Origin of the sequence: Buttiauxella noackiae, assembly GCF_000737905.1 — a bacterium.
Classification (GTDB): domain Bacteria; phylum Pseudomonadota; class Gammaproteobacteria; order Enterobacterales; family Enterobacteriaceae; genus Buttiauxella; species Buttiauxella noackiae.
Map to the genome: position 1 here is coordinate 975,178 of NZ_JPRU01000001.1, position 20,109 is coordinate 995,286.

Genomic DNA, 20,109 nt, shown 5'->3' on the forward strand with positions numbered 1-20,109 from the left:
ACTCTCCTTAAACGATACGGAAACCGTCGACCAGTACGCAACGACGCAGGCGCACAAAGGTTCTGGCCGATGTCACACCTTCGCCCGTTGGTGTGGTGATGGTCATGGAAGTCCAGCCTTCGCCCCCCAGCCCCAGACCGGCAATACAAGATCCATTTTTGACAAAAATACTGGTGTCGATGGCATTCGCCATGGCGTTCATATTATCGATATTGCGCGAATGCATGGCCGCCGTGTGGTGACATCCGCCTTCCAGTTTCACAGCCAGAGAAATACCTTCTGTCACGTTAGCCACGCGGATCACCGGCAATACTGGCATCATCATTTCTGTTACAGCAAAGGGATGGCGCGCCGTGGTTTGTACCAGCAACAAGCGAGTTTCAGGCGCTACGTTAATACCAATAGCCGCAGCGATTTTGGCGGCATCACGCCCAACCCAATCACGGCAAACTTGCCCTTTTCCCTGCTCATCAACATTTTTCAACAAAATAGGTAACAGCTTTTCAGCCTGCTCATCGTTGAGCAAAATCGCGTGGTTGCGCTTCATTTCTTCCAGCAAAGCATCAGCTACGCTTTCCACTACGATCAGCACTTTTTCGTCAGCACAGATAATGTTGTTATCGAACGAAGCACCATTCACGATGGCTCTTGCTGCACGAGGAATATCGGCGGTTTCGTCCACCACCACTGGCGGATTACCGGCACCCGCGGCAATCAAACGTTTGTTAGTATGTTTTCGCGCAGCATCCACAACGGCTTCGCCACCGGTGACCACCAGCAAACCGATTCCGGGATATTTAAATAAACGCTGTGCGGTAGCGATATCTGGATTCAGAACCGTCACCAATAAGTTCACCGGCCCGCCAGCTGCCACAATCGCTTCGTTAAGCCAGGTAATGGTTTGCTGCGAGACTTTTTTTGCTGCCGGATGGGGCGCAAATACCACACTATTTCCTGCGGAGATCATACTGATGGCATTATTGATGACGGTTGCCGCCGGGTTGGTGGATGGTGTAACAGAGGCCACCACACCCCACGGGGCGTTTTCGATGAGTGTCAGACCGTTATCGCCAGTTAACACTTGAGGTGTCAGGCACTCGACGCCAGGCGTACCACGCGCCTGAGCAATATTCTTAGCGCATTTGTCTATAACCCGGCCCATTCCAGTTTCAGCCACAGCCATTTCTGCAAGCGCCTGCGCATGTTGTTCACCTGCGAAGCGGATTGCCGCAACTACTTTCTGGCGCATCGCCACGCTGGTTAAAGATTTTTGTGCTGTAACGGCTGCCTGAACCGCATCATCCAGGGAGGAAAATACACCTACGCTGCAAGGTTTTGTGACGGGTTCTGAGGTCGCATTAGCGGCCATACCTGCCAGCACGGCTTTCACCACTTGCTCAATTTGTTGCCGATCCATGTCGCTTAACCCTCACTATTTATGGAAGATTATCTCTCTATCCATGACCACTTCATCGACGATGCCTATCACGCACATGTCGACCGGAGAGGCTTCACTGTGGTGTGCCTGGCGGGCGGAACTGCCCCCCACCAACAGCACCCATTCGCCGTTCCCGGCACCAATGCTGTCGGTGGCTACTGCACACTCGCCGCTCGGTTCACCCTGGCGGTTAATCATTTCCACCATCAACAATTTGTCGTGCTCAAGCCCGCTGTGGCGGACTGTGCAAACGATTTGACCAATGACCATTCCCAGCTTCATGCTCGCCTCCGGACAACATTCAGGTACAGCCCAGGCTGCCCGTTAATCGAGTTAAAGAAAGGTGACGTCCAGGGATGACGTCACCGATTATCAATCGATGGTTTTGTCGCTACCCAGGCCAATCGGGAAGACTTCTTCCAAATCGCCATGTGGACGCGGGATAACGTGAACAGACACCAATTCGCCAATACGCTGGGCTGCAGCGGCCCCGGCATCCGTTGCAGCTTTACAGGCCGCCACATCACCGCGAACCATTGCGGTTACCAGCCCGCCGCCGATTTGCTTCACGCCAACCAGTTTGACGCGTGCGGCTTTAACCATCGCATCCGATGCTTCAATCACTGCAACCAAACCTCTGGTTTCGATAAGTCCTAGTGCTTCCATGATTTATTCCTCTCACTCGGTTAAAAATCTGTTTTCATGCGGGTTCGATAATCGCCCTCTCCCTTACGTCAAGAGTTCGACTGTTTGCTCCCTTTCCCTCAGGGAAAGAGATGGGATGAGGGTCGTTTGAGCAACCAACACCAGCTCAATAATTTCACGCGTACTGCAGCCACGAGAAAGATCGTGTAAAGGTGCGTTCAATCCCTGAATCAATGGGCCAAGAGCACGAAATCCTCCCAGGCGTTGTGCAATTTTGTAGCCAATATTGCCCGCCTCCAGCGACGGGAAAACGAATACATTCGCCTGCCCTCCCAGCACACTTTCTGGCGCTTTTTGCGCCGCGACCTGGGGAACAAACGCAGCATCAAATTGCAGCTCGCCATCCACACAGAGATCTGGAGCACGTTCACGTACCATGTCTGTCGCCTGTTGGACACTGGCAACACAAGGATGCCTGGCGCTCCCATTAGTTGAAAATGACAGCATGGCGACGCAAGCGGATTGCCCTGTGATGGCCTGCCAGCTTTCTGCGCTGCTGATAGCAATATCAGCAAGCTGTGCGGCGGTGGGTTGTGGCACCACACTACAATCAGCAAATCCAAGGATCCGCTCACCTTCTTGCGGTAACATCAAGAACAGCGAAGAGAGCGTTTTTACCCCGGGTCGCAGGCCGATGACTTTCAATCCCGCGCGTAAAACAGCAGCGGTAGAGGAGATATTTCCGGCGATACACACATCAGCTTTACCTGCCTGAACCATCGCCGCCGCAAACCAGATTGGATCGCGCAAGCGTTCTACTGCGTCATCCGGGGTTTTATCGCCCAGACGCTGCACAAGCTGCTGGTAAAACTGTGCCTGCCAGTCAAGTGACGCTGCCGGGTCAATGATGTGTAACCCGTCGAGCGGTAATCCAGCAGCAAGGGCAAAATGGCGTAAGGCAAACGGATTGGCCAACAGAATGGGCTGCGCCAGAGCGTGGTGTTGCAGGTAATGCGCCGCTTCAATTACGCGGGCATCTTGCGCATCCGGAAAGACGATACGCTTAGGCTGGCTTTGCGCCTGGCGACGACAGCGATCAAGCAGCATGTTTGCCTCCTGCCAGCCGCCGTTGCAGCGCATCCGCATTTGGCCACTCTTTTTTCAGACACAGGATCATCAGTACATAAACCGCGCTAGAAAGCCGGTTTAGCGCTTGCAATAAATCGGCTTTTTGTACGTGGTAATCCGCGCCAATAAACACCGTTGCAGCACAGATTTCTGTTTCACGAATTTTGGTGCGCAGCAGATTTAACAGCGCAACATCACGCCCATGAGCCGCATCAGGAACCAGATGATCGTGCCCAAGGTATTTCAGCGGTTGATGCGATAAACGGTGTAAATCATCAGCCGATAAACCAAAGATTTGTTGTTCTGCCAGCGCCTGTTCCAGTGCATCAGCACGCATAATGTTGCCGAGCAACGAGCGAATATCCGCCAGCCAAAGTGCTACTGTTTTATCAAATTCGGTTTGCAGCCATACCGCTGTAGCAATCGAACTATCCAGGCTGGCGCGAAACGCCAGCCGAGGATCATTTTTCGCCACAAATACTTGCGCATTAAGATGCGTCAGGGTGTCTGGTTTTTCTTTCACTTGTTGCAGGCAAAGCTCGCAATGCGCGACCGAAGCCACAGACTCGCTTGTCAAGCCATGTACCGGCTGCAACTGTTCTTGAGCTTTAACAAACAGCCGCCCGTCCTCATCCTGAAATTTCACCAGTAAATGGCGAGCGTCGATCAACTCACGGGCAGATGGCGTCATACGACTGTCAGCAGGAAGGCGAATTTCGCTCCCTTCGCTGAGAGTGTGGTTTGCCCGCAGCCAGTCTTCGGTGATGAAGGTGCTCATAAGCGCCCCGTCTCAACATTCCTGCCAATTGGCAGGCCAGGCGACATACAGAAAACGAACGTGGCTAGTGGTGCCAAATTCAATACTGGAGCCTTTCGGGATAAACATCACATCGCCTGCTTTCCCGATAAGCGTTTCGCCTTCGTGGCGAATATGTAACTCCCCTTCCAGCACCATATCGATTTCGTCGTAATTCAGGGTCCAGGGGAAAAAGCCGTTTTCCCACTGCATAAAACCAGCGGCCATGCTGCTGCCATCTGCTCCCGTCACGAGATCGGTTAATCCAACGCAAGGTTCTTGAGCACCTTCAAAACGGCCAAACTTCACCGAACTACCATCAATGACTTTGATGCCGCCCTTGCCGGTTACAGCCCGAAAACTGGGTTGCATTCCACCGGCGGCGCGCGTTTTCTGCTCTTGCTCAACCTTTTCAATAAGCTGCGCCACCAGGGTTTCAGTAAATTGGCCTTCCGGCAACTGAGAGATGATCTCTTCACGAATACGCTGGCGTTCAGGACGCGGCGGTGTATTGTCTGCGACCGTTTGGTTCGCCCCTTCTTCCACTAACGCTATCCCCAGTTGCTCGGCAACAACACGGGCTTCCGGCGTGACGATAGATTCTTTGAGCACAAAAGAAATTGTTTTATGACCTTTGCCATCCGCTTCACGCACATCATTAGCCGTAATGAGTTTTTTCATTGAACAGGTTCCTCCCGGCCACACTCTTCAGCCAGATAATCCTCAAGTTGCCTGACGCTTGCAGCATCCAGGCTGTTCAGTGCAAATATTGGCGGCGTAAACCCTGCGTCAATTAACATCGCCTGCGTCTGCGCAATATTTGCTTCGGGCAAATCAATTTTGTTTATTACCGCAACGCGTGTCAGGCGAGGATAAATATCCAACAACCCTGCAGGAATACGGCATTGCGGATCATTGGCAGCGTGGACATATATCAATAATTCCGCATCGACCAGGGTATTAATTAATGCAGAATATAAACGCGGATGGCTTAAAAATTCCCCTGGCGTATCAATGTTTCCCACATCGCTAAATTCAACCGCTTGCGTTTTTCGAGCCAGTGAATAATTCCCCTGCAATGCATTAAATAATGTTGTTTTACCTGCGCCTACGGTGCCAACAAAAACGATGCGTTTCATTTGACTAACTCCGCGTCAGCGTACAGACGGTATAACTGAGAATGTTGCTAAGGCCGGTTATCGTTTGTTGTAATGCTTCTTCTACCGAACCTACTGAGCCGTAAACCACTAACGCGCCGCTAAATCTGTCCAGAAAACCTATTTGTACGCTGGCGGCTTTTGTGGCGAGATCCCCCGCTATCATCGCCGTTTCACCGGGAGTCAGCGTCATAATGCCAATGGCTTCGGCGCCTGGCACACCTATTTTCTTTGCCAGTTCTTCGCCTGGGTGGGCAATTAAATGTGCCAGTGTTACCTGTTTTCCAGGAACAAATTCCTGAATAATGCGTTCCTTTTCCATTGCGCCTCCTGAAGAATTACCTCCATGCTGACAATAAATCGCAAAAGGGAATAACAAATTTCGGCAACTAATGGGGAAAGGTGAAGTGGATCACTCAATAAATACAGAAAAGCACGGTTATTCATTTCAGGATGTAAATAAAATGCGGCGGGATAATATCCCACCGCCATTATTATTTATTTTCGAATAATTCCTGGGAAGGCTATTTATCACACTACCGCGGTTGTTAAACGCGATGTGCAGCAAAGCCGCCCTTGCTCGTCGCTGATTTCGATTTGCCACACCTGATGGCGACGGCCAACATGCACTGCCTTACACACTCCGCGCACGATGCCTTCTCGCGCGGATCGCAGATGGTTGGCGTTGACTTCAAGCCCGACAATTTTCTGCTCGCCTTCGGTACACAAATAGCCCGCTACCGAGCCAAGCGTTTCCGCAAGTACAACGGACGCTCCGCCGTGCAGCAGACCAAACGGCTGACGGGTGCGGTGATCAACCGGCATGATGGCTTCCAGCTCGTTATCGTCAATGCGGGTAAAAACAATACCCACATGCGCTACCATATTCTCGGCGCCCATTTTATTGAGCGCATCCAGATTTACTTCACGTCGCCAGATCATCCCAGAATCTCCAGTAGCGCCTGTAGCGGATGGCGAACACCGTTGCCTTCCACACGTTTTACCTGGCTGCGGCAAGAATATCCCGTTGCCAGGCAGCGTTGGCGTGGCAGGCGCTGCATTGCCTGGTGCCATGAAAGTTCGTAAATCCCAAGCGAGTTCGCATGGTTTTTCACTTCATGCCCGTAGGTTCCCGCCATACCGCAACAACCAACGCTGACGTTTTCAAGCTTCGCGCCCAGGCGGGCAAATATCGCTGCCCACTGGTTCGGTGCTGTCGGCAGCGCGGTGACTTCTGTACAGTGGCCAAACAGATACCACGACTCCCCACCAACGCTTGTCATTTCACGTTTTTCCAACACAGCAGGCAGCCATTCGTGAACCAATTGCACGTGGAAGTCCCCCCGTTCCTCACCCAACGTTTGTTTGTATTCATCGCGATAGCAGAGTACCAGCGCCGGATCGACGCCGACCATTGGCATTCCCAGTTTCGCAATGCGATTCAGGAACTCAGAAGTTTTACGCGCGGTACGGGCGAATTTTTGCAGAAAACCTTTGATATGCTGCGCTTTGCCGTTTGGTGAAAATGGCAGAACTACTGGTTCCAGCCCAAGCTTCTCGACCAGGCGCACAAAATCAGCCACCACCTGCGCATCGTAGTAACTGGTGAACGGATCCTGCACCACCAGCACCGTTTTGGCACGCTTCTCAGCGCTGTAACTTTCAAGCTGTTCAAGCGTGGTGTTTGCTGAAGTGTGCCCTACTAACTGCTGCTGCAACGATGGCGTTGAAAGCATTGGTAGATCGATCATGCCGATATGTTTGGCAGAAAGATTGCGCACCCACGGCTGGCTCATAAAGAAGTTAAAGGTTTTCGGCGCACGAGCCATCAGCGGCGCGTAGCTTTCGACGGTGGCCACAAGGTGATCACGCATCGGGCGCAAATAACGCGTGTGATAGAGCTGTAAGAAGCGCGAGCGGAATTCCGGCACGTCGATTTTTATCGGGCATTGCGTGGAACAAGCTTTACACGCCAGGCAACCGGACATCGCCTCTTTCACTTCATGGGAGAAATCGTACTCGCCTTTGCGGGCATGCCAGGAGTTACGGCTACGCTCGATAAGTGTACGTAAACTGGCGCGTTTCTCAGGTAGCTGTTTTTCCAGCGCGTCCGGGTCAACGCCACGATCCGCCAGCAGGCGCAGCCATTCTCGCGTTAGCGTCGCACGGCCTTTCGGGGAGTGAATACGGTTGCTGGTGATTTTCATCGATGGGCACATAGGGCTTTTCACATCGAAGTTAAAGCACAAGCCGTTACCGTTACACTCCATCGCTCCGCGCCAGGATGTGCGCACCGCAATCGGAATTTGGCGGTCAAATGTGCCGCGCTTCACCGCATCAACCTGCATCATGGGGTCATCCACACCTAACGGCGGGCAGATTTTGCCAGGGTTCAGGCGATTATCGGGGTCGAATACCGCTTTAATACGGCGCAGTTCTTCATATAACGTTTCGCCAAAGAATGCCGGGCTGTATTCTGCACGGAAGCCTTTACCATGTTCGCCCCACAACAAACCGCCATATTTCGCAGTGAGCGCAACCACATCGTCAGAAATGCGCTTCATCAGCACTTCCTGATGCGGATCGGTCATATCCAGTGCCGGGCGCACATGTAAAACGCCCGCGTCAACGTGCCCAAACATGCCGTAACTCAGGTTATGGCTATCAAGCAAAGCGCGGAACTCAGTGATGTAATCGGCCAGATGATGCGGCGGCACGCAGGTATCTTCCGCAAACGGGATAGGTTTGGCCTGCCCTTTTGCGTTACCGAGCAGGCCAACGGCTTTCTTGCGCATGTTATAAATGCGCTCGATGCCGGCAAGCTCAGTACAAACCTGCCAGCCGATAACGCCGCCTTCGCCTTGAGTAATCAGCGAGTCAAGACGCTCGCACAGTGAAGCAACCTGGCCTTCGATGAGTTCCAGGTCATCCCCTGCAAACTCCACAATGTTCAGGCCCAGCATCTCTTTGCCAGGAACATCGGTGATTAATTCACTGACCGAATGCCAGACAATATCCTCACGCGCCAGGTTCAGGACTTTTGAATCGACGGTTTCGACGGAAAGTGCACGGGCTTCTACCATAAACGGCGCGTTGCGGAGCGCAGAGTCGAAGGAGTCATACTTGATATTCACCAGGCGGCGCACTTTTGGCAGGCGCGTGATATCCAGTTTCGCCTCAGTGATAAACGCCAGCGTACCTTCTGAACCACAAAGAATGCGCGTCAGGTCGAACTGCGAAAGGTCGTCGTTGAAAACGTGTCGCAGATCGTAGCCGGTCAGGAAGCGGTTAAGTTTCGGGAATTTGTCGATAATCAACTGGCGTTGTTCGCGGCAACGCTCAAGCACCGTGTTATAAATCCTGCCGGTTGGGCTTTCATCGCGCCCCATTTCTTCAGCAAGCATTGTCGCCATTGGGTGCGTGTCGAGAATATCTCCCCCCAACAACACAGCACGAACGCCCATAACGTGGTCAGACGTTTTGCCGTAAACCAATGAACCTTGCCCTGATGCATCGGTATTAATCATCCCACCTAGTGTTGCGCGGTTACTGGTGGAAAGTTCCGGCGCGAAGAAATAACCGTAAGGTTTCAAATATTGGTTGAGCTGATCTTTAATCACACCCGCTTCGACTCGCACCCAACCCTGCTCGGGGTTAATTTCAATGATGCGATTCATATAGCGTGACATGTCGACAACGATGCCTTTATTCAAAGACTGACCGTTAGTGCCGGTGCCGCCACCGCGTGGTGTAAAGACCAGAGTTTTGAAGCGTTCTTCAGAAGCCAGTCTGGCAAGTAATGCCACATCGGCCGTAGAACGAGGGAATAACACTGCATCTGGCAACAGTTGATAAATACTGTTGTCAGTAGCCATAGTTAGCCTGTCAGCGTAGCTGGTGGCGGTATCGCCGGTAAAACCTTGTTGTTCCAGTGCCTGCAAAAAATTGAGCACCAATTGAACAAGACCTGGTGCCTGAGAAATTTGTGGGATCATTGACTTTCCGACCCTGCCTGACGTTGTATACCCACCATTCTTCAAGCTGCAGTGGGTTGGCTGCAACTCGAATGCAAAAGGGTAAAAGAGTTATGAGTTATCGTTTGCGTTTGCTTCCATTTGTACCCTAAATCATTCGAGTTACAGCCTGGCGGCAAAAGAACTTATCCCGATGAGCATACATAAGTAAGTGATTCGGGTAAGTGAATGCAGCCAACACCGCTGTAACTTGAAGGATGACGGGTATTTATTTTTTAACACATTTTATTCAGACATTCCCGTCTGTTTTGTACCTGTCCAAAATCGAGGAAATACATCATCATTAACACATCCGCTTCGCGGTTTTAACGTGGCGTTTTGCCCGTTATCAGTAATTAAGGGATTTTATCTATGGTTAAAGTGAGTCAGCCAAAGGATCTGCTACAAATCCTGCTGTCGGTGTTGTTTATCTCGGTGATGATCATCGCTTGTTTGTGGATAGTCCGCCCATTTGTTCTTGGTTTTGCCTGGGCAGGTACAATCGTGCTCGCCACCTGGCCACTGATGCTCAAAGTTCAGAAATTATTGTGGGGGAAACGTTCGCTTGCCGTTCTTGTGATGACCCTATTGCTGTTGATGTTGTTTGTTATTCCGGTTGCGTTGCTGGTAAATAGCCTGGTGGATAACAGCGGCCCGGTTATTGATTGGGCGACCAAAGGCAATATGGAGTTACCGAAATTTGAGTGGCTTAATACCATTCCACTTATTGGCGACAAACTCTACGCAGGCTGGAATACACTCGTTGAGAGTGGTGGCAGTGCCATTATGGCGAAGGTGCGCCCATACATTGGTACCACAACCACCTGGTTCCTCGGCCAGGCGATACATGTAGGCAGTTTCCTGATGCATTGTGGCCTGATGCTGCTATTTAGCGTGTTGCTGTATGCGAAAGGTGAAACGCTAGGCAATGGGATTCGCCACTTTGCATTTCGCCTCGCGGGGACTCGTGGTGATGCTGCTGTATTACTTGCCGGGCAAGCGATTCGCGCTGTAGCACTTGGTGTTGTTGTCACTGCGCTGGTTCAGTCGGTTTTAGGCGGTGTGGGGCTTGCCATTTCAGGTATCCCAAATGCGACGCTGCTCACCGTGGTGATGATGTTATGTTGCCTGGTGCAAATTGGCCCATTGCTGGTGCTGGTGCCTTCAATTGCCTGGTTGTACTGGACCGGTGATAACACGTGGGGCACGGTGCTGCTGGTATGGAGCTGCGTAGTAGGCACGATGGATAACTTTATCCGTCCGGTACTGATTCGTATGGGTGCGGACTTGCCCATGATCCTGATTCTCTCAGGCGTTATCGGAGGATTGATTGCCTTTGGTATGATTGGCTTGTTTATCGGGCCGGTTCTACTGGCAGTCTCTTACCGTTTGATTTCGGTATGGATGCACGAGGCTCCCGCGCCACAGGATGATCCGAATGAAGTGGTAGAAGTCCTGGAAGAACGCGAATAAAACCCTGCAGTAATCTTATGTCGCCCCTTCCATGGGGCGACATAACGAAATCAATTAACAACACTTATTAATTCAAGCTTTTGATTCTGCAAACATGCCGTAATGTGGCTCTAACCGTTTACTTTCTATTAACTATTGAGACGAATCCGAGTGACGCTCCAGGATGAGATGCCTACTATTACTTCACGGCTATGAATCAACACATTGATTTATAAGCATGGAAATCCCCTGAGTGAAACAACGAATTGCTGTGTGTAGTCTTTGCCCATCTCAACGATGGGCTTTTTTTTATCCTTTTATCCCCGTCATTCTTCAAGCTACAGCTGCGTTGGCTGCACTCACAAACCCCAGTCATTTACTAAAGTAAACTCCTGGGGATTTGCTCCCTTGCCGCCTTGCTGTAACTCGAATTATTTAGGGGATTACTTTAGATATTCAATCTTGCAATGACTCACCATTCGCCAGTTACCACCAATTACCTTAGTGTCACCAGTGATCATCACACATCCAGAGCTTCGAATATCCGCACTGGAAGCCCCGACACGAATCTCAAACTCGCCTGCTTCAACTATGCGTTCTCCGCGTCGTGACGTGAAATTCAGCATATCGGTCGGAACGCTAAATGTGAGCCGCGCACTGGCACCGGGTTCAAGATGCACCCGCTGGAACGCTTTTAATTCCTGAACAGGGCGCACCATTGATGCGACTTTATCGTGAACATACAGCTGCACAACTTCACTCCCGGACACCATCCCATTGTTGCTCACGGTGATGCCAACGCTAACTACGCCGCCTTCATTAGGAACATCTCTGCTTTCAAACTGTAGCGGACCGTAATCAAATTCAGTCCAGGTTTTACCAAAACCGAATGGGTAACGAGAACCAAAATGGAAAGCAAACGGTGTGCCGCCGCTCTTCAGTTTATGATTGTAGTAATAGGGCATCGCCCCCGCGCTTTTGGGGATGGAAACGACCAGCCGCCCGCCAGGCTCTGCATGGCCGGTAATAATATCGGCGATCGCATGGCCGCCTTCTTGCCCCGGCGCCCAGGCCATTAATAGCGCCGCAACGTTATCTTCCTGACCACCCAGGTTGTATGGCCGCCCACCGGTCATCACAACAACTACCGGTTTGCCAGTAGCAATCAACGCATCAAGTAACTGTTGCTGCACGCCAGGCAACAACAGACTATCCGTGTCTGAACCTTCTCCAACCGTACCGCTTTGGAACAAACCGGATAAGTCCCCGACGCACAGCACCACAACATCGCTTTGCTCAGCGGTTTTCACGGCCTCAGGAATCAGTGACATATCATCTGACACCGGTGATGCCTGCATCTGTTTGCCACCGCTATCACCGGGAAATACCGGCGCGCCAGCCATGCGTTTCTCAATAATGTGGCAACCTTTGCTGTAATGCACATTATCGCTGCCCAGTTGATTACGCAGAGCTTCCAGCGGCGTTGTCACTTGCGAGGTTTGCTCAAGCATATCGCTGATAATCAGATGCACCGGGAAACTATAGCCGCTCAGGAGTGCAAGCGGATCATCAGCCGTCGGGCCAATCACCGCAACGCGTGGCTGCCCCTTCAACGGTAACGTTCCGTCGTTCTCAAGCATGGTGATTGACCGTGTCGCCACGTCCCGAGCAATCTTTATGGTGGCTGCACTTTGCAGCACCACACCGCTTTCATCACGGTAAGGATGCTCAAATAAGCCAAGTCGGAACTTCTCTTTTAATACGCGAGTTACAATCTCATCGACTTTTTGCATAGTGATAAGTCCGCGCTCTACTGCTTCTGAAAGATGGCGAGCACAATCATCTTTCGGTAGCTCCACATCCAGCCCAGCATTAAATGCCAGCGCCGCAGACTCTGCTGCATCATGTGAAACACCATGATGTTGATGCAGCAAGCTCACGCCGCCGTAATCGGCCACAATCAGTCCGTCAAAGCCCCACTGCTCACGCAAGACTGTGGTCATCAGGAATTCGTCAGAGTGACCCGGCTGGTTATCAATATCGTGATAAGCCGGCATTACCGAACCCGCATTAGCGAGCTTCACCGCCATCTCAAACGGCAGCAAAAAAATATCGTTTAGTTCGCAAAAACCAAGATGAACCGGAGCGTGATTACGCGCACCTTCACTAAATGAGTGACCAACGTAATGTTTCAGCGTGGCTAACAGGTCACGGTTTTTACCCTGCAAGCCTTTGACATAATGCGTCGCCATCATCCCAACCAGCCACGGGTCCTCACCAAAAGTCTCTTCCGTACGGCCCCAACGCACATCGCGCGACACATCTAACACCGGAGCCAGCCCCTGGTGGCAGTTGGTTGAACGAGCCTCTTCGCCAATAGCAGCAGCCGCACGTTCAATCAGATCCAAATCCCAGGTCGAGCCATAATTCAGGGATGAAGGAAATAACGTAGCATCTTTGCACAACAGGCCCACCAGACACTCTTCATGAAACAGCGCCGGAATACCCAGTCGGGTTTCTTCTAACAGCGTTTTCTGTAAGCGGTTAGCGGCACGCACGCCTTCTTTGGCATCAACAATATGAGTGCCCAATGGTCGAGTAATTTGCCCCACCCCCAGTTTAATACGCTCGGTAAGTGCCGACTGTTCCTTTACCCCTGCAAATTCATCGCTTAAATCCGTGCGCTCCCGGTGGTTACCATCACTTGATAAAACCAGCCACCATGCATGCATTTGGGCAAATTTTTCTTCCGGGGTCATGCGCGACAGCAGATCAGCGACACGTTCATTTACCGGGCGGTGAGCATCCTTATAAATGGCAGACATAATATTCCCCTTTCGAGTTCAGCCATCCACGCGACTGTTCGCGAAGATAATTTTTTAATTATCAATATGGGTGATGAATGAGGGAGTAAACAATTGCCAGAATAGACTGAGAGATTACGTTTTTTGGTTTTTAACGGTAAGTGTGATGGGGTTCAAAAATATGCATGAAATAAGGAAAATTCACTACAAAGAGAATGGGATAAGAGATAACCCCGTCACAATTGATAAGAAACATAAAACATAAATTAAAAATTACAATACTCCTGTTCAGATTCACCACATATAACTAGTGGCATGTTCCGACTCTTATAAAGGTGAATGTATGTCGGTATTAACTGAAAAAATTACCATCAAAGAAAAACTGGGGTTTGGACTGGGTGACGCGGCAAGTCACATCGTGTTTGATTCTTCAGTTGCCATTCTCGCTTATTTCTATACCAATATTTATGGCTTACCCCCAGCAGTAATGGGGACTTTATTTTTGGTCGTCAGGGTACTGGATGCGATTACGGATCCTATTATGGGCGCCATTGCCGACCAAACAAAAAGTCGCTGGGGCCGATTCCGTCCGTGGTTATTGATAATTTGTGTACCATTTGCGGTAAGTTGTGTGTTGGTTTATTCAACGCCCGGTTTTGACCAAACCGGTAAAATTGTCTACGCCGTTCTCGCATATATATTCATGACATTAATGTATACCGCCATAAATATTCCATATTGCTCGTTGGGTGCTGCAATTACCTCTGATCCAAAGGAAAACCTTTCTCTGCAATCATGGCGTTTTGCCATTGCTCCAATCGGTGGTGCAATGGGTACCGCGCTAATTCTGCCGCTGGCTGATTTCATCTCCCCAACAGACAGAGCCGCGGGTATGCAGTGGGCGATGGGTATTTTTGGTGTTATTGGCTGCGTGATGTTCTTGGTTTGTTTCTTCACCACCCGCGAACGTATTACACCAGTAAAAGAAGAAAACCTGAATATTATGCGCGATCTGAAAGTTTTATTAAAAAATGACCAGTGGCGTATTTTGTCTGTTTATAACCTGGCGATGTTATGCGGTGTTGTGGTGCGAGGGAGTTTATTGGTCTATTTCGTACAATATATCCTTCATCAGGGTAGTGGCGTTATTTCTATGTTTATGCTTGCGACTACCATCGCCGCAGTATTCGGCAGTTTATTTGCAAAAACCCTTGGCAGTTGGATGTGTAAAATCCGTGCTTCTATTTGGGTAAATGTGCTGAGCGCATTAGTCGGGTTATTGTTCCTTGTACTTCCAACCAACTACTGGGTCCCGGCTTTCCTGGTACACATTGCGCTTAATATATTGCAAGGCATCAATGCTCCACTGCAATGGTCGATGATTACCGATGCAAATAACTACGGCGAGTGGAAAACCCAACGCCGTATCACCGGAATGAACGTTGCAGCGAATATCTTCATTATTAAACTGGGTGTCGCAATTGGGGGCGCATTAACCGGATGGGGCCTGGCCTGGTTTGGTTATCAGGCTGGTGTTGAGCAGCAATCGGCCGAAGCTGTACGTGGTGTGTTAATTCTATTTACAGTACTACCGGCAGTTTTCTACATAATTACTGCGATATCGATTCGTTATTACAAACTGACCGAAGACAAAATGAATAGTATCGTTGGTGATTTGCGGGTGGGTAAATTCCAGAGCGAAAATGACATTCCCGTTACGTTAAGTCCAAAAGTCTCATCGTAAAAAAAGGGCTCCTCAGAAATGAGGGGCCCTTTCTACAGCAAAGTAATTATTTATTCGCTTCTGCCAGACTCAGCCAGGTTTGCACCACGGTGTCCGGGTTCAGAGAAAGACTATCGATCCCCTCTTCCATCAGCCAGGCCGCAAAATCTTCATGGTCGGATGGACCCTGACCACAAATACCGACGTATTTACCTTGTTTTTTCGCCGCTTTAATCGCCATCGACAGCAATGCTTTTACTGCGTCGTTACGCTCATCAAACAGCTCCGAAACCACGCCGGAATCGCGATCCAGACCCAATGCCAGTTGAGTCATGTCGTTTGAACCAATGGAGAAGCCATCAAAATATTGTAAGAACTCATCGGCCAGCAAGGCATTCGATGGGATCTCACACATCATGATGATTTTCAACCCGTTCTCACCGCGTTTCAGACCCTGGCGCTCGAGTTCTTCAACCACCGCTTTTGCCTGAGCCACTGTACGGACAAACGGCACCATAACTTCGACGTTGGTCAAGCCCATTTCGTTACGCACACGCTTCATCGCAGCGCATTCCAGGGCGAAACAGTCGCGGAAGCTATCAGCGATGTAACGACCTGCGCCACGGAAACCTAGCATCGGGTTCTCTTCTTCAGGTTCGTAACGCTCACCACCAACTAAATTGGCGTACTCGTTAGATTTGAAGTCAGAAAGACGGACAATCACACGTTTTGGCCAGAATGCCGCGCCAAGTGTGGCGATCCCCTCAGTCAGACGACCGACGTAAAACTCAACCGGATCGTCGTAGCCTTTCATCATCTCGCGGATTTCGTTCTGCAAGGCAGGCTCTTGTTGGTCGAACTCCAGCAACGCACGCGGATGCACACCAATCATACGGTTGATAATAAATTCCAGACGCGCCAGCCCCACGCCTTCGTTCGGCAGGCAGGCAAAATCAAATGCACGATCCGGGTTACCGACGTTCATCATGATTTTCAGCGGCAGGTCCGGCATGGTATCTACTGTGGAGCTTTTGATGCTGAAATCCAGCAGTTCCTGGTAAACATAACCGGTGTCCCCTTCAGCGCAGGAGACTGTCACGTTCTGGTCATCCGTCATCCGTTCAGTGGCATCACCACAACCGACGACTGCAGGAATTCCCAGTTCACGCGCGATAATCGCTGCGTGACAAGTACGCCCGCCACGGTTGGTAACAATCGCCGCCGCCTTTTTCATGATCGGTTCCCAGTCAGGGTCGGTCATGTCAGTGACTAAAACGTCGCCTGGCTGAATGCGATTCATCTCGCTAATATCATGAATCACTTTAACCGGGCCAGCACCGATGCGATGGCCGATAGCACGCCCTTCGGCAATAATTTTACCCTGAGCATGCAGCTGGTAACGCTCGGTGACCTGGCCCTGAGAACGCACGGTTTCCGGACGCGCCTGGACGATATAGAGCTTGCCGGTGTGCCCATCTTTTGCCCATTCGATATCCATCGGGCGGCCATAGTGCTTCTCAATCTGTACAGCCTGCTTTGCCAGTTCCTGCACTTCTTCAGGCGTGATAGAGAACTTATCACGGTCAGCTTGTGGCACATCTTCAATGCACACCTGTTTGCCATGCTCCTGGCTTGGAGCATAAACCATGCGAATCTTCTTCGAGCCCATATTGCGGCGCACAATTGATGGTTTACCGGCAGCTAATGTTGGCTTGTGAACGTAGAATTCGTCCGGGTTAACCGCTCCCTGCACCACCATTTCACCCAGGCCATAAGCGGAGGTGATAAACACCACCTGGTCAAAACCAGACTCAGTGTCGATGGAGAAGAGCACACCAGAAGATGCAAGGTCTGAGCGAACCATGCGCTGAACGCCTGCCGAGAGCGCCACGCCGCGGTGATCATAACCCTGGTGGACGCGATACGAGATAGCCCGGTCGTTGAACAGAGAAGCAAAGACATGCTTCACGGCAATCAGTACCGCGTCATAACCTTGTACGTTGAGGAAAGTTTCTTGTTGTCCGGCAAACGACGCATCTGGCATATCTTCAGCTGTTGCAGAAGAACGCACGGCAAAAGAGGCATCAGCATCGTCTGCGGAAAGTTGTTCGTAGGCGTCATGAATGGCTTTTTCAAGCGTAGGCTGGAATGGAGTATCGATTATCCATTGGCGGATTTGCGCACCAGCTTTGCTAAGCTCCGTCACATCGTCAATATCCGTTTTATCCAGCAATTCATAGATACGCTGGTTCACACCACTCTGGTCAAGAAACAGGTTAAATGCCTCGGCCGTGGTGGCAAAACCATTCGGCACGGAAACACCCATGCCTGAAAGGTTAGTAATCATTTCACCCAGAGAGGCATTTTTGCCTCCGACCCTGTCTACATCATTCATGCCGAGTTGGTTATACCAAAGCACCAGCGGTGACGAGTTGGACATCGAAACAATCCTTTTGTGATATATGAATGAGAAATACATTACATCCCTTTTAGATTGGCATAATTGGCGGCCTGAGTGAAACGGGTGAATCGTTCAAGCAAAATAAAAATTTGAAATTTTCAGATATATTTACCTTTTACCTAACTTGTTGATTCTTAATTTAATCCCTATATTAATAAAGGTTTATCGGGAAAATAAAAATGAACCATACATTTCATTAAAAATAAAAACCATGTTTCAGTTTTAAAAATGAAATGAGATTGATCCAGGATGGAAGGTTTTAATTTATGCTTCAGCCTATGTGAAACATTTCAGGAATAAAAAATGGATAACTCAGCAGACAGGCAAGTTTTTTATATTTCCGATGGCACCGCGATTACCGCAGAAGTCCTTGGACACGCGGTTATGTCGCAGTTTCCTGTTGCCATTAACAGCATCACGCTGCCGTTTGTTGAAAACGAAAGCCGGGCCAATGCAGTGAAAGAACAAATCAATGCTATTTATCTGCAATCTGGCGTGCGCCCACTCGTCTTCTACTCCATCGTTTTACCCGAAATTCGCGATATTATTTTGCAAAGTGAGGGTTTTTGTCAGGATATCGTGCAAGCGCTGGTCGCCCCTTTACAGCAGGAATTAAAGCTGGAACCGACGCCGATTGCTCACCGAACTCATGGCCTGAATCCGGGCAATTTAATCAAATATGATGCACGTATTGCTGCCATTGATTACACACTCGCGCATGATGACGGCATTTCAATGCGCAATCTCGATCAAGCACAGGTTATCTTGCTGGGCGTATCACGCTGCGGCAAAACCCCAACCAGTTTGTACCTTGCGATGCAGTTTGGTATTCGGGCGGCAAACTACCCGTTTATAGCCGACGATATGGATAATATTCAGCTGCCAGCAGTGTTGAAACCTTTGCAACATAAGCTCTTTGGTTTGACTATCAACCCAGAGCGTCTTGCAGCAATTCGTGAAGAGCGCCGTGAAAATAGCCGGTATGCGTCGATGCGCCAATGCCGCCTTGAAGTGGCTGAAGTTGAAGCCCTGTTTCGTAAAAATCAGATTCGCTATCTCAACAGTACCAATTACTCCGTTGAAGAGATGGCGACTAAGATCCTCGATATCATGGGCTTAAATCGTCGCATGTACTAACAAACTAGTTCAAAGGTGCAATTTTGTATGGTAGGGTGTACAGAATCTGGTGGTTACGATTCAGTTCTACGGTTGAATTCAACATAAATTGGTTTATCGTGACTGCCATCACTTCCCGGTACTCCTGCCGAGCTGAAGACAAAATTTCTGAGACACCCAATGAATAAAACAGATGAATTGCGTACAGCGCGCATCGATAGTCTGGTAACACCTGCGGAGTTAGCACAGCGTCTGGCTGTATCCCAGGAAGTTGCACAAAATGTAACGGCTTCACGTCGTCGTATCGAAAAAATTCTTAATGGCGAAGACAATCGCCTGCTGGTGATTGTTGGCCCTTGCTCGATCCACGATCTGGATGCGGCCATGGATTACGCCCATCGATTGCAGGCTGCGCGTGAGAAACATCAGCACCGTCTTGAAATCGTGATGCGTACTTACTTTGAAAAACCGCGCACAGTTGTGGGTTGGAAAGGGTTAATTTCAGATCCCGATTTAAACGGTAGTTACCGTGTAAATCACGGTATCGAGCAGGCGCGTCGCTTGCTGTTGCAAGTCAACGAGCTTGGTGTGCCAACAGCGACCGAATTTCTCGATATGGTGATCGGGCAGTATATTGCTGATTTGATTAGCTGGGGCGCGATTGGTGCACGTACTACCGAAAGTCAGATCCACCGTGAAATGGCCTCTGCCCTTTCATGCCCGGTCGGCTTCAAAAATGGCACCGATGGAAACACACGTATTGCAGTTGATGCCATTCGTGCCGCCCGCGCCAGCCATATGTTCCTTTCGCCGGACAAACACGGCCAGATGACCATTTACCAAACCAGCGGCAACCCGTACGGTCATATCATCATGCGCGGCGGAAAACAGCCAAACTACCACGCAGCCGATATCGCCGCGGCGTGCGACAGCCTGCATGAGTTTGATTTGCCAGAACAGCTGGTAATTGATTTCAGCCATGGTAACTGCCAGAAGCAACACCGCCGCCAGCTCGAAGTTTGCGAAGATGTATGTAATCAAATTCGCAACGGTTCGCGGGCGATTGCCGGTGTGATGGCTGAAAGCTTCATTCGTGAAGGCACACAGAAAATTATTGCAGGGCAGCCACTGGTGTACGGCCAATCAATTACCGACCCTTGTCTGAACTGGGAAGATACAGAAACGCTGCTCGATATGCTTGCAGAGGCAACAGAGAGCCGTTTCTAAATTTTCGGTGGATAACAATCATCCACCCTACAACCGCCTTTCCCCGGTCGGATTAGCGTAAGCAACATCCGACCTTTTTCTCTCTTTCGCTCAAAATTGATCCATTCACAAATTTCTTACAAATAACACTTGATGATGAAACATAGTTT

General features: G+C 50.1%; 16 protein-coding genes and 1 other RNA gene. 5 read left to right on the forward strand and 12 right to left on the reverse strand.

All coding sequences use genetic code 11. The features are described 5' to 3' along the window. Positions 1 to 7: 7 nt before the first annotated feature. The 10 genes from IX31_RS04375 to ydiJ all read right to left on the reverse strand — a co-directional run bounded on the left by IX31_RS04375 (position 8) and on the right by ydiJ (position 9,159). Positions 8 to 1,417 carry an aldehyde dehydrogenase family protein gene (locus IX31_RS04375; protein ID WP_034455940.1) on the reverse strand — a complete coding sequence of 470 codons (1,410 nt, stop codon included), beginning with the start codon at positions 1,415 to 1,417 and terminating at the stop codon, positions 8 to 10. Positions 1,418 to 1,432: 15 nt separating this feature from the next. Beyond that, positions 1,433 to 1,720, reverse strand: a complete 288-nt coding sequence (eutN, locus tag IX31_RS04380; protein ID WP_034455941.1) for an ethanolamine utilization microcompartment protein EutN — start codon at positions 1,718 to 1,720, stop codon at positions 1,433 to 1,435. 90 nt (positions 1,721 to 1,810) lie between these two features. After that, positions 1,811 to 2,104 (reverse strand): ethanolamine utilization microcompartment protein EutM, encoded by a 294-nt coding sequence (eutM, locus tag IX31_RS04385; RefSeq protein ID WP_034455942.1) that lies wholly within the window; start codon positions 2,102 to 2,104, stop codon positions 1,811 to 1,813. A 63-nt stretch (positions 2,105 to 2,167) separates the two neighbouring features. Further along, entirely contained in the window at positions 2,168 to 3,190 is a 1,023-nt protein-coding gene (pta, locus tag IX31_RS04390; RefSeq protein WP_034455944.1) for a phosphate acetyltransferase, read from the reverse strand. Then, positions 3,180 to 3,989, reverse strand: coding sequence for an ethanolamine utilization cob(I)yrinic acid a,c-diamide adenosyltransferase EutT (eutT, locus tag IX31_RS04395; RefSeq protein WP_034455946.1), 810 nt, complete (start codon positions 3,987 to 3,989; stop codon positions 3,180 to 3,182). Before eutT ends, pta begins: the two co-directional genes overlap by 11 nt. A gap of 12 nt (positions 3,990 to 4,001) precedes the next feature. Further along, complete coding sequence (gene eutQ / locus IX31_RS04400; RefSeq protein ID WP_034455947.1) at positions 4,002 to 4,688, reverse strand: ethanolamine utilization acetate kinase EutQ; 687 nt, start codon at positions 4,686 to 4,688, stop codon at positions 4,002 to 4,004. Continuing rightward, on the reverse strand, positions 4,685 to 5,146 hold the full coding sequence (gene eutP, locus IX31_RS04405; RefSeq protein ID WP_034455948.1) for a EutP/PduV family microcompartment system protein: 462 nt from the start codon (positions 5,144 to 5,146) through the stop codon (positions 4,685 to 4,687). The genes eutQ and eutP overlap by 4 nt, the downstream gene beginning before the upstream one ends. Before the next feature lie 4 nt (positions 5,147 to 5,150). Next, positions 5,151 to 5,486 carry an ethanolamine utilization microcompartment protein EutS gene (eutS, locus tag IX31_RS04410; protein WP_034455949.1) on the reverse strand — a complete coding sequence of 112 codons (336 nt, stop codon included), beginning with the start codon at positions 5,484 to 5,486 and terminating at the stop codon, positions 5,151 to 5,153. A gap of 209 nt (positions 5,487 to 5,695) precedes the next feature. Next, on the reverse strand, positions 5,696 to 6,106 hold the full coding sequence (gene menI / locus IX31_RS04415) for a 1,4-dihydroxy-2-naphthoyl-CoA hydrolase (protein ID WP_034455950.1): 411 nt from the start codon (positions 6,104 to 6,106) through the stop codon (positions 5,696 to 5,698). Then, positions 6,103 to 9,159, reverse strand: a complete 3,057-nt coding sequence (ydiJ, locus tag IX31_RS04420; RefSeq protein ID WP_034455951.1) for a D-2-hydroxyglutarate dehydrogenase YdiJ — start codon at positions 9,157 to 9,159, stop codon at positions 6,103 to 6,105. The genes menI and ydiJ overlap by 4 nt, the downstream gene beginning before the upstream one ends. Before the next feature lie 390 nt (positions 9,160 to 9,549). Here ydiJ and ydiK point away from each other — a divergent pair, with 390 nt between their 5' ends. After that, positions 9,550 to 10,650 (forward strand): AI-2E family transporter YdiK, encoded by a 1,101-nt coding sequence (gene ydiK, locus IX31_RS04425; RefSeq protein WP_034455952.1) that lies wholly within the window; start codon positions 9,550 to 9,552, stop codon positions 10,648 to 10,650. A 185-nt stretch (positions 10,651 to 10,835) separates the two neighbouring features. Continuing rightward, positions 10,836 to 10,942: antisense sRNA RprA (gene rprA, locus IX31_RS22200), an RNA gene on the forward strand. Between the two features lie 130 nt (positions 10,943 to 11,072). Here the strand turns inward: rprA and IX31_RS04430 are convergent. Then, the gene (locus IX31_RS04430) at positions 11,073 to 13,454 is read right to left on the reverse strand and encodes a glycoside hydrolase family 3 N-terminal domain-containing protein (RefSeq protein ID WP_034455953.1); all 2,382 of its coding nucleotides are present in this window, start codon (positions 13,452 to 13,454) and stop codon (positions 11,073 to 11,075) included. A 322-nt stretch (positions 13,455 to 13,776) separates the two neighbouring features. Here IX31_RS04430 and IX31_RS04435 point away from each other — a divergent pair, with 322 nt between their 5' ends. Next, positions 13,777 to 15,177 carry a glycoside-pentoside-hexuronide (GPH):cation symporter gene (locus IX31_RS04435; protein ID WP_034455954.1) on the forward strand — a complete coding sequence of 467 codons (1,401 nt, stop codon included), beginning with the start codon at positions 13,777 to 13,779 and terminating at the stop codon, positions 15,175 to 15,177. Between the two features lie 46 nt (positions 15,178 to 15,223). On the opposite strand, the gene ppsA is transcribed toward IX31_RS04435, so the two are convergent. Next, complete coding sequence (gene ppsA / locus IX31_RS04440; RefSeq protein WP_034455955.1) at positions 15,224 to 17,635, reverse strand: phosphoenolpyruvate synthase; 2,412 nt, start codon at positions 17,633 to 17,635, stop codon at positions 15,224 to 15,226. A 285-nt stretch (positions 17,636 to 17,920) separates the two neighbouring features. Between ppsA and ppsR the strand changes: the two genes are divergently transcribed. Together ppsR and aroH are read left to right on the forward strand one after the other, a co-directional pair. Beyond that, the gene (ppsR, locus tag IX31_RS04445) at positions 17,921 to 18,754 is read left to right on the forward strand and encodes a posphoenolpyruvate synthetase regulatory kinase/phosphorylase PpsR (protein WP_034455956.1); all 834 of its coding nucleotides are present in this window, start codon (positions 17,921 to 17,923) and stop codon (positions 18,752 to 18,754) included. 159 nt (positions 18,755 to 18,913) lie between these two features. Further along, positions 18,914 to 19,960, forward strand: coding sequence for a 3-deoxy-7-phosphoheptulonate synthase AroH (gene aroH / locus IX31_RS04450; protein WP_034455957.1), 1,047 nt, complete (start codon positions 18,914 to 18,916; stop codon positions 19,958 to 19,960). Positions 19,961 to 20,109 lie beyond the last annotated feature (149 nt).